Origin of the sequence: Sphingobium cyanobacteriorum, assembly GCF_030580935.1 — a bacterium.
GTDB lineage: Bacteria > Pseudomonadota > Alphaproteobacteria > Sphingomonadales > Sphingomonadaceae > Sphingobium > Sphingobium cyanobacteriorum.
Window position 1 is genome coordinate 1 of record NZ_JAUQOM010000036.1, and the last position, 9,069, is coordinate 9,069.

At 59.6% G+C, this 9,069-nt stretch carries 7 protein-coding genes and 2 pseudogenes; all 9 read left to right on the forward strand.

Annotation, left to right across the window (positions count from 1 at the left end; genetic code table 11):
* Nucleotides 1–193 precede the first annotated feature (193 nt).
* A pseudogene (gene tcyJ, locus Q4610_RS21035) lies at nt 194–835 on the forward strand (cystine ABC transporter substrate-binding protein); the annotation flags it as partial.
* A gap of 45 nt (nt 836–880) precedes the next feature.
* Complete coding sequence (tcyL, locus tag Q4610_RS21040) at nt 881–1,549, forward strand: cystine ABC transporter permease (RefSeq protein ID WP_234189819.1); 669 nt, start codon at nt 881–883, stop codon at nt 1,547–1,549.
* A gap of 4 nt (nt 1,550–1,553) precedes the next feature.
* Nucleotides 1,554–2,309, forward strand: coding sequence for an amino acid ABC transporter ATP-binding protein (locus Q4610_RS21045; protein WP_304537780.1), 756 nt, complete (start codon nt 1,554–1,556; stop codon nt 2,307–2,309).
* 265 nt (nt 2,310–2,574) lie between these two features.
* Nucleotides 2,575–3,858, forward strand: coding sequence for an NAD(P)/FAD-dependent oxidoreductase (locus Q4610_RS21050; RefSeq protein WP_234189820.1), 1,284 nt, complete (start codon nt 2,575–2,577; stop codon nt 3,856–3,858).
* Between the two features lie 44 nt (nt 3,859–3,902).
* Nucleotides 3,903–5,444: an acetolactate synthase large subunit gene (locus Q4610_RS21055; protein WP_304537781.1), complete on the forward strand. Its 1,542-nt coding sequence runs from the start codon at nt 3,903–3,905 to the stop codon at nt 5,442–5,444.
* Between the two features lie 63 nt (nt 5,445–5,507).
* Nucleotides 5,508–6,956, forward strand: a complete 1,449-nt coding sequence (locus tag Q4610_RS21060) for an aldehyde dehydrogenase family protein (protein ID WP_234189822.1) — start codon at nt 5,508–5,510, stop codon at nt 6,954–6,956.
* 73 nt (nt 6,957–7,029) lie between these two features.
* Nucleotides 7,030–8,280, forward strand: coding sequence for a sarcosine oxidase subunit beta family protein (locus Q4610_RS21065; RefSeq protein WP_234189823.1), 1,251 nt, complete (start codon nt 7,030–7,032; stop codon nt 8,278–8,280).
* A gap of 24 nt (nt 8,281–8,304) precedes the next feature.
* A complete protein-coding gene (locus Q4610_RS21070) occupies nt 8,305–8,577 on the forward strand; it encodes a sarcosine oxidase subunit delta (protein ID WP_234189824.1) in 273 nt (90 codons plus the stop codon).
* Nucleotides 8,574–8,948, forward strand: a pseudogene (locus Q4610_RS21075) (2Fe-2S iron-sulfur cluster-binding protein); the annotation flags it as partial. The gene Q4610_RS21070 and the pseudogene Q4610_RS21075, both read left to right, overlap by 4 nt.
* Nucleotides 8,949–9,069: the final 121 nt, after the last annotated feature.

Genomic DNA, 9,069 nt, shown 5'->3' on the forward strand with positions numbered 1-9,069 from the left:
GGACCGTCAATGACCAGAATGATTTGCTTGCGCGCCTCTTCGGACTGCAAAAGGTTAACAAAGCATGAAAATACCGGCCTTGGCTGGGTGATAGCTGCCTCCAGAAGTGTTTGCGACACGCCCCGGCCAAGGGTGTGCCGGAAGCAATCGCGAAAAAAGGTGAGCTGGTCGTCGGCCTCGAGGGGACCTATCCCCCTTTAACTATCAGGACGAGTCCGGCAAACTCGTCGGCTTCGACGTCGATTTCGCCAACGCGCTTTGCGAACGCCTCGGCCTGAAGGCGAACTTCTCGCCGACGAAGTGGGACGGTATCCTCGCCGCACTCGGTTCCGGTCGTATCGACGTGGTCATCAATCAGGTGACGATCACCGAGGAGCGCCAGAAGTCCTATGATTTCTCGACGCCCTACACGATCTCCGGTATCCAGATCATCACCCGTCCGGAACTCAAGGACACCCTGACTTCGCCCGACAAGCTCGCTGGTCATGCTGTCGGCGTCGGTCTCGGCACCAACTTCGAACAGTATCTCAAGGAAAATGTCCCCGGCGCCGATATCCGCACCTATGACGACGAGCCGACGAAGTACAACGACCTGAAGTCGGGCCGTGTCGATGCCGTGCTCAACGACCGTGTGGTCGCTGCCGACTATATGAAGAAGACCGGCGGTATCTTCGTTCCGGGCGGCGAGTCGTTCGCCAAGCAGGAACAGGGCGTAGCGCTTCGCAAGGATCCTGAGTTCAAGGCAGCTATCGACAAGGCAATCGCCGACATGCAGGCCGACGGCACCATGAAGTCAATCTCTGAAAAGTGGTTCGGCATCGACATCACGAAGTAACCCAGCACGCCCTGCGGGCTCTCCAATCTTCGAGGATGTCTACGAATGCAATCTAGTATCGATCTCATCGTACAGTCCGCCCCGTATCTTCTGCGGGGTGTGGTCTACACCATCGGCCTGAGCGTTGCCTCGATGGCATTCGGCCTCGTTTTGGGTTTTCTGATCGCTTTGGCGCGTTTGTCGCCAAAGCGGATTCTCAGTATACCGGCGCGCATCTACGTGTCGTTCATCCGCGGCACTCCGTTGCTGGTGCAGCTGTTCATCATCTACTACGGCCTACCGGAATTCGGGATTACGCTCGGTCCCGTGCCGTCCGCATTGATCGGCTTTACACTTAGCGTGGCGGGCTACAATGCGGAAATCCTCCGTTCGGCAATCTCCGCCGTGGACCGCGGCCAGTGGGAGGCAGCTTCGACCATCGGGATGACGTGGACGCAGACGATGCGTCGCGTGATCCTTCCCCAAGCGAGCCGTATAGCCATTCCGCCCCTTTCCAATAGCTTCATCGCTTTGGTGAAGGACACCTCGCTTGCCGCGACGATCCAGGTTCCCGATCTTTTCCGCGAGGCCCAGCTCATCACGGCGCGAACCTTCCAGATTTTCGCAATGTATCTCGCGGCTGCCGGCATCTATTGGGTGATCTCCACGGTACTTTCGTCGTTGCAGTGGGATCTCGAACGCCGCGCGACGCGCCACATTCAACGAAAGGCGTAACGCGATGACCAACAAATCCATGATCGAAGTTCGCGGCCTTCATAAGTCTTATGGCACGTTGCAAGTTCTGAAGGGGATCGACCTGGAGATCGCTCGCGGCGAGGTCGTCGCGGTAATCGGGCGGTCCGGTTCAGGCAAAACCACCATGCTGCGGTGTCTGAATGGACTGGAAGAAGCACAGGTCGGCACCATCCGCCTCGGTGAGCATACGATCAACTGCACTGTGCCGCTAAGCCGGCAACAGGGCGAGCTTCGCGCCCTTCGCCTTCGTGCCGGCTTCGTATTCCAGAACTTCAACCTCTTCCCACACCGAACCGCTCTTGAGAATGTGATCGAGGGGCTGGTCATCGTCAAAGGCATGGCGAAAAAAGAAGCTGAAGCGCGAGGGATGGCTCTTCTGGAGAGGGTAGGGCTTGCCGCGAGAGCAGCGGCGTATCCTTCCCAGATGTCGGGCGGACAACAGCAGCGTGCGGCCATCGCGCGTGCGCTTGCGATGGAGCCGGAAGTCATCTTATTCGATGAGCCCACCTCCGCGCTCGATCCAGAGCTTGTCGGTGAAGTGCTTGATGTCATCCGCTCGCTGGCCCAAGAGCATCGGACGATGGTCATCGTCACCCATGAAATGAACTTCGCGCGGGACGTCGCCGACCGCACGATCTTCATGGATCAGGGTGTCGTTGTCGAGCAGGCTCCGTCCAAGGAACTCTTTGCCCAGCCAAGGGAAGAGGCGACCCGTCACTTCCTGCGTCGTCTGGGATAACTCTCCCCCTCAGGCTGGCTGATTTGCCGGGCTCGCCGCGAGGCAAGCTCGGCGATTTGCGTTGACAACCCTCGAAAGTCGGGTTTCCCCGGAGGCAGCTATTGTCCTCTTGCTGCTTCTCCTCGTCTTGGTATTTGCCGGTCAAGGCACTGAATTATCGATCAATACCAATTGACAACATACTTCCTGTTATTTACCTTCGGGACGGTAAATAAATGCGTTAGCACTATATGGTGTCAGTGCCGTGCGGAGAGGAGCGTAGGCTATGGCTCATCAGGTCGTGGTGATCGGCGCCGGCATCATTGGCGCATGCACTGCACTCGCCTTGGCGGAAGACGGATGCAAGGTGACGCTCGTCGAACCCGAGGAGCCTGGCGGCCCGCAGGCGGCGAGTTATGGGAACGGTACCTGGATCAGTCCGGGCTCGATCATTCCCGTCGCGACTCCGGGACTTTGGAGAAAGCTTCCGGCCCTTCTTGCCGATCCTTCCGGTCCGTTGGTCGTGCGCTGGAAGGCGCTGCCGAGCCATTTGTTCTTCCTGGCTGGTTTCCTTGCCGCCGGATCGACCAGAAAGCGTATGGCGATGATCGCAGAAGCTCTTGCTGGGCTACTTGCTGGCGCGCCCGCGCAATACGAGATGCTTGCAGTGAAGGTTGGGCGAGTTGACTTAATCAAAAGAAACGGCCTTCTCCATACCTTTTCCGATCGCGCCGCCTTTGAAGCGGAGGCGAGTTTCTGGCGGCTTCGGCGCGAGCATGGGATTCGCTGGATCGCTTTGGACGATGACGCGTTACGCGCTTGCGAACCCCAGCTCTCCGAGCGATATCGCTTCGGGGTGCTCGTGGAAGATGGGGCGCAGTGTGTCGATCCCGGCGCGTTTGTTGCTCAGATAGTGGCGACGGCGAAGCGGTCAGGTGCAGAACAACTGAGGGCACGCGCCCTCGGTTTCGATTTCACGCCGGCTGGTCTTGCCGCTGTTCGCACGCCTGAAGGATCAATTCCCTGCGATTACGCTGTCGTCGCAGCGGGTGTCCATTCGAAGACTTTTGCGTTGGAAGTTGGTGACCAGATTCCATTAAAGAGCGAGCGCGGCTACCACGCTGTTATCAAGAATCCGAAGATCCAGCCTTGTCAGGCGGTAATGCCCGCCGACGGTAAAATGGCAATCAACATGACACCCGCAGGTGTCAGGATAGCCGGGCAGGTGGAGATCGCGGGTGTCAAGGCTGCGCCTGATTGGCGTCGCGCGGAACTCCTTGTCCAACACGCGGTAAATGCGTTTCCAGGGCTGGGAAACCGCGACGACATGATTGTTGATCGATGGATGGGGCATCGGCCTTCGATTGCCGATGGCCTGCCGGTGATCGGCCGCTCTCGCTTTTCTCGCCATGTGATTCATGCGTTTGGTCACGGTCATGTCGGCATGACGGCGGCGCCCAGAACCGCGGAGATCGTCGCGGATCTTGTCGCCGGCCGAGAGCCGAGCGTCCCGATCGCGCCGTTCTCCCCGCAACGATTTCCCTACTACCACTACAACCCTTTGTCGTAACTAACAGGTGCAGAAATATGTCCTCTCAAGCAGCCACCAATCAGATGAACGGCGCTGAAAGCCTGGTTCATTCCCTCCTGAATTCCGGCGTCGACACATGCTTCGCCAATCCTGGCACCAGCGAGATGCACTTCGTCGGAGCGCTCGATCGCATCCCAGGCATGCATTGTGTTCTCGGCCTTCAGGAGAACATTGTCACTGGCATGGCTGACGGTTATTACCGGATTGCGCGCAAGCCAGCTTGCACACTGCTCCATTGTGGCCCTGGCCTCGCAAACGGCATGGGCAATCTCCACAATGCGCGGCGTGCTCGCGCCGGCATCGTGAACATCGTTGGCGATCAGGCGACCTATCATCGCCCCTTTGATGCGCCGCTAACCGCCGATACAGAAGGGATGGCGCGGACCGTGTCGCATTGGGTTCGCACCAGCACCGACGTTGCCGAGGTCGGTCGCGATGCGGCTGTCGCAGTCCAGAACGCTCGTGCTGTTTCCGGCCAGATCTCGACGCTCATTCTGCCCGCCGACGCGTCGTGGAACCCTGGCGGCCTTGTCGCTGATCCGCTGCCCGTTCCCGCCGCTCCGCCGATTGACCCTCATGCGGTCGAAAACGTGGCACGAGTCCTTCGCTCGAACCGCAATGTCTTGATCCTCCTCGCGGATCAGGCAACGCTTGCTCCCTCTCAGCTTCTTGCATGGCGTGTTGCCGAAGCGACTGGCGCGCACCTGCTCGCTACCTACACCAATGGTCACATGCAGCGCGGCCGTGGCCGTCTTGCACTCGAACGTGTGCCCTACGGGACGGACGCCGCGATACAGGCACTGAGCCAGTACAAGCATATCGTCCTCGTCAACGCGAAAGCGCCGGTCGGTTTCTTCGCTTATCCGGGCAAGCCATCGACGCAGTATCCTTCGAATGCCCAAATCCATGTCCTGTCCCGTTTCGACCAGGATTCGGTAGCAGCCCTGCAGGCGCTCGTCGACGAGCTTGGTGCTCCGGAAGTGGCGATCCCGGATGCAGGTCCGCGTCCAGAGCCTGCGCGCGGGGCTACGACACAGGAGAACCTGGCCGTCACCCTCGCGGCGCTGATGCCCGAAAACTCGATCGTATCCAACGAGAGCATCTCGTACGGCCGCGACTTCTACAAGCTCACACACAATGCCCCAGCGCACGACTGGCTGAATCTTGGCGGCGGCGCGATCGGTGACGGCCTTCCGGTTTCCACCGGCGCCGCGGTCGCTGGTGGTGGTGATCGGCGCGTCATTAGCCTGCAGGCGGATGGCTCCGCGATGTATTCGCTTCAGTCGCTCTGGACCCAGGCCCGCGAAAAGCTGCCCTGCACGACGATCCTGCTCAACAATCGGAAGTACAACATCCTGATCGGTGAGTATAAAAACGTCGGCGCCGTTCCCGGCCCGACGGCAATGGGGATGCTTGACCTCTCGAACCCCGACCTCGACTGGATCAAGCTGGCAAACGGCATGGGTGTCGAGGCGGCACGCGCGACAACGATGGAAGAGTGCGCCGACCTGATGCAGCAGAGCTTCAAGCAGAAGGCGCCGTTCCTCATCGACCTCATCATCTAACGCCATCGATGCCCGCTTTTTGCGGCGGGCAACAACCTTCCTTTCGAAAAATTGGAGACAACAATGCTGGAAAAGAAATTGTTTTACATCGATGGCGAATGGGTGGCACCGCTGGAAGCCCGCGAACTCGCCGTTATCGATCCGTCGACCGAAGAGGCCTGCGCAGTTATCAGCATCGGTAGCCCCGCCGACGCCGACCGGGCCGTCGCGGTCGCCAAGCGTGCGTTCGAGAGCTGGTCGAAGACTGCCCCCGCCGAACGTCTCAAGCTGGTCGAGCGCTTGCTCGAAATCTACAAGCGTCGCGCGCCGGAAATGGCCCAGGCAATCAGCCTGGAGATGGGCGCGCCTATCGACATGGCGCTGGAAAAGCAAGTCGGCGCCGGCACCTGGCACATCTCGAACTTCATCACCGCATTCAAGGACTTCGAGTTCATCCGGCCGCTCGGTCCGCATGCTCCCAACGACCGCATCCTCATGGACCCGATCGGCGTTGTCGGCCTCATCACTCCTTGGAACTGGCCGATGAATCAGGTGACCCTCAAGGTCATCCCCGCGCTGCTGGCGGGCTGCACCATGGTCCACAAGCCCTCCGAGATCGCGCCGCTTTCCTCGATGCTGTTCGCGGAATACATCGACGAGGCTGGTTTCCCCAAGGGGGTCTTCAATCTCGTCAACGGCGATGGTGCTGGCGTAGGCACGCGTCTGTCCTCGCATCCCGATGTGGAAATGATCAGCTTCACGGGCTCCACGCGCGCCGGCGTCGCGATTTCCAAGACCGCAGCAGAAACTCTGAAACGGGTCGTCCTCGAGCTTGGTGGAAAAGGTGCCAACTTGGTGTTTGCCGACGCGGATGCGGAAGCGGTGAAGCGCGGTGTCCTCCATTGCTTCAACAATACCGGGCAGAGCTGCAATGCGCCAACGCGTATGCTGGTCGAACGGTCCATCTACGATCGCGTCGTTGATGAGGCGAAGGCGGTTGCGGAAAGCCTCGTGGTCGATTCCAGCCACAAGCCCGGCAACCATATCGGACCGCTTGCCTCGGAGGCGCAGTTCCAGAAGGTCCAGGAAATGATCCAGAAGGGAATCGACGAAGGGGCGCGTCTCATCGCTGGTGGTCTCGGTCGTCCGGAAGGGCATGAACAGGGCTACTTCGTCCGTCCGACGATCTTTGCCGACGCCAACAATGATATGGCAATCGCACGGGAAGAAATCTTCGGACCGGTCCTGACGATCATCCCTTTCGACACCGAAGAAGAGGCTGTCCGGATCGCTAATGATACGCCTTATGGCTTGTCGAACTACGTCCAATCCACCGACGGCGAAAGGCGTAACCGCGTCGCCTCGCAGCTCCGCGCCGGGATGATCGAAATGAATGGCAATCCTCGCGGCGCGGGTTCGCCGTTCGGCGGTGTGAAGGCATCCGGCCGGGCTCGCGAAGGCGGCATTTGGGGGATTGAAGAATTCCTCGAAGCCAAGGCGATCTCGGGCTGGGCGGGTTCGAACCCGGCTTGATCGAATGTCCAGCAGCGCATCGCAGCATAATGCGATGCGCTGCATTTCCCCGCAGCATATTCGGGACCCTTCTATGCGCTACTCCGCCCTCTCCATTTTTGCGAACGGCCTCTTCGGTAACAGATGGTGGAAGCCAGCCTGGCGCAGCCCCGAACCGAAGCCGCATTATGATGTCATCATTGTCGGAGGCGGTGGTCACGGACTTGCGACGGCCTACTATCTCGCAAAGGAATTCGGGCTCTCGAACATAGCTGTATTGGAAAAGAGCTACATTGGGTCCGGCAATGTCGGACGCAACACGACCATCATCCGCTCGAACTATCTGCTTCCGGGAAATAATCCTTTCTACGAATTCTCGTTGAAACTCTGGGAAGGGCTGGAGCGGGAACTCAATTTCAACGCCATGGTTTCCCAACGCGGCGTGCTCAATCTCTTTCATACGGACGGCCAGCGCGACGCCTTCATTCGGAAGGGAAACGCCATGCACCTCCATGGCGTCGATGCAATGTTGCTCGATCTCGATGCAGTGAAGGCAATGGCACCGTACCTGGGCTTCAACAACACGCGTTTTCCTATTCTGGGCGGGTTCCTTCAGGGCCGTGGCGGCACGGTTCGCCACGATGCCGTCGCCTGGGGCTATGCCCGCGGCGCCGACAGCCGCGGCGTCGATATCATCCAGAACTGCGAGGTCAACGGAATACGCCGCCAGGGCGGAAAAGTCATTGGCGTTGAGACCAGCCGCGGCTTCATTGGCTGCGGCAAGCTGGCATTGGCCACGGCCGGCAATTCGTCAAGGCTTGCGGAGATGGCCGGCCTCAAGCTTCCGATCGAAAGCCATGTGTTGCAGGCGTTCGTGTCAGAGGGACTGAAACCCTTCATCGACTGCGTCGTATCGTTTGGAATGGGGCATTTCTACATATCGCAATCAGATAAGGGTGGCCTGGTCTTCGGCGGCGACATTGATGGTTACAATTCCTATGCTCAGCGCGGCAATCTGGCGACCGTCGAGCATGTCGCCGAGGCGGCGAAGACGATGATCCCTTCGCTTTCGCGCGTTCGTATTCTTCGGTCCTGGGGGGGTATCATGGATATGTCCATGGACGGTTCGCCCATCATCGATCGCGCGCCAATCGAAAATCTCTATCTCAACGCGGGCTGGTGCTACGGCGGATTCAAGGCGACGCCGGCATCCGGCTATTGCTTCGCCCACTTGCTCGCTCGCGGGACATCGCATGCGACCGCATCGGCATTTCGTCTCGACCGCTTCGAGCGCGGTTATCTGATTGATGAAACCGGAAGCGGCGCACAACCGAACCTGCACTAACCCCTGCCGATCTGGATTGAACGAATGGCAAGTCTTATTCCCTGCCCACATTGCGGCGGCCGCCCAAAGGAAGAGTTCACGGTGAAGGGGGCGGCCCTTCCACGCCCAGAAACGCTGGCCGGTCCGGAAGCGTGGTTCGAGTATGTCTATTTGCGCACGAATCCCCGCGGCCGTCATGACGAGTTTTGGCACCATACAGCCGGATGCCGCCGCTGGCTGATCGTCACCCGCGACACTGCAACCCATGAAATTGAGGCGAGCCGGGATGCTACGCTCGAAGGAGAATACCCTCGATGAGCACCCATCGTCTACCGGCCGGCGGTCTCATCGACCGTGCCGCACCACTAGCATTCACCTTCGACGGTAAGTCGATGCATGGCTTTGCCGGTGACACGTTGGCATCGGCGCTTCTGGCCAACGGTCGTCAACTTGTCGGTCGCAGCTTCAAATATCATCGTCCACGCGGCATCCTAACAGCCGGTGCCTCCGAGCCGAACGCGCTGGTTACGGTAGGCCGCGGCGGGCGCTCTGAGCCCAATACGCGGGCCACGACGCAGATGCTGTACGCCGGTCTGGAAGCCTCCAGCCAGAACCGGTGGCCCTCCCTTGAATTCGACTTTGGCGCGGTGAACGGCCTGCTCTCTCCCTTCCTGGGGGCCGGTTTCTGGGCGTGTCGCAAACACTTCTGGAGGCAGCTATCACCCAGCCAAGGCCGGTATTTTCATGCTTTGTTAACCTTTTGCAGTCCGAAGAGGCGCGCAAGCAAATCATTCTGGTCATTGACGGTCC

What these genes read in the sequence shown, in the direction of transcription:
- tcyL (WP_234189819.1), top strand. Translation starts at nt 881, where the DNA reads ATGCAATCTAGTATCGATCTCATCGTACAGTCCGCCCCGTATCTTCTG.
- Q4610_RS21045 (WP_304537780.1), top strand. Translation starts at nt 1,554, where the DNA reads ATGACCAACAAATCCATGATCGAAGTTCGCGGCCTTCATAAGTCTTAT.
- Q4610_RS21050 (WP_234189820.1), top strand. Translation starts at nt 2,575, where the DNA reads ATGGCTCATCAGGTCGTGGTGATCGGCGCCGGCATCATTGGCGCATGC.
- Q4610_RS21055 (WP_304537781.1), top strand. Translation starts at nt 3,903, where the DNA reads ATGAACGGCGCTGAAAGCCTGGTTCATTCCCTCCTGAATTCCGGCGTC.
- Q4610_RS21060 (WP_234189822.1), top strand. Translation starts at nt 5,508, where the DNA reads ATGCTGGAAAAGAAATTGTTTTACATCGATGGCGAATGGGTGGCACCG.
- Q4610_RS21065 (WP_234189823.1), top strand. Translation starts at nt 7,030, where the DNA reads ATGCGCTACTCCGCCCTCTCCATTTTTGCGAACGGCCTCTTCGGTAAC.
- Q4610_RS21070 (WP_234189824.1), top strand. Translation starts at nt 8,305, where the DNA reads ATGGCAAGTCTTATTCCCTGCCCACATTGCGGCGGCCGCCCAAAGGAA.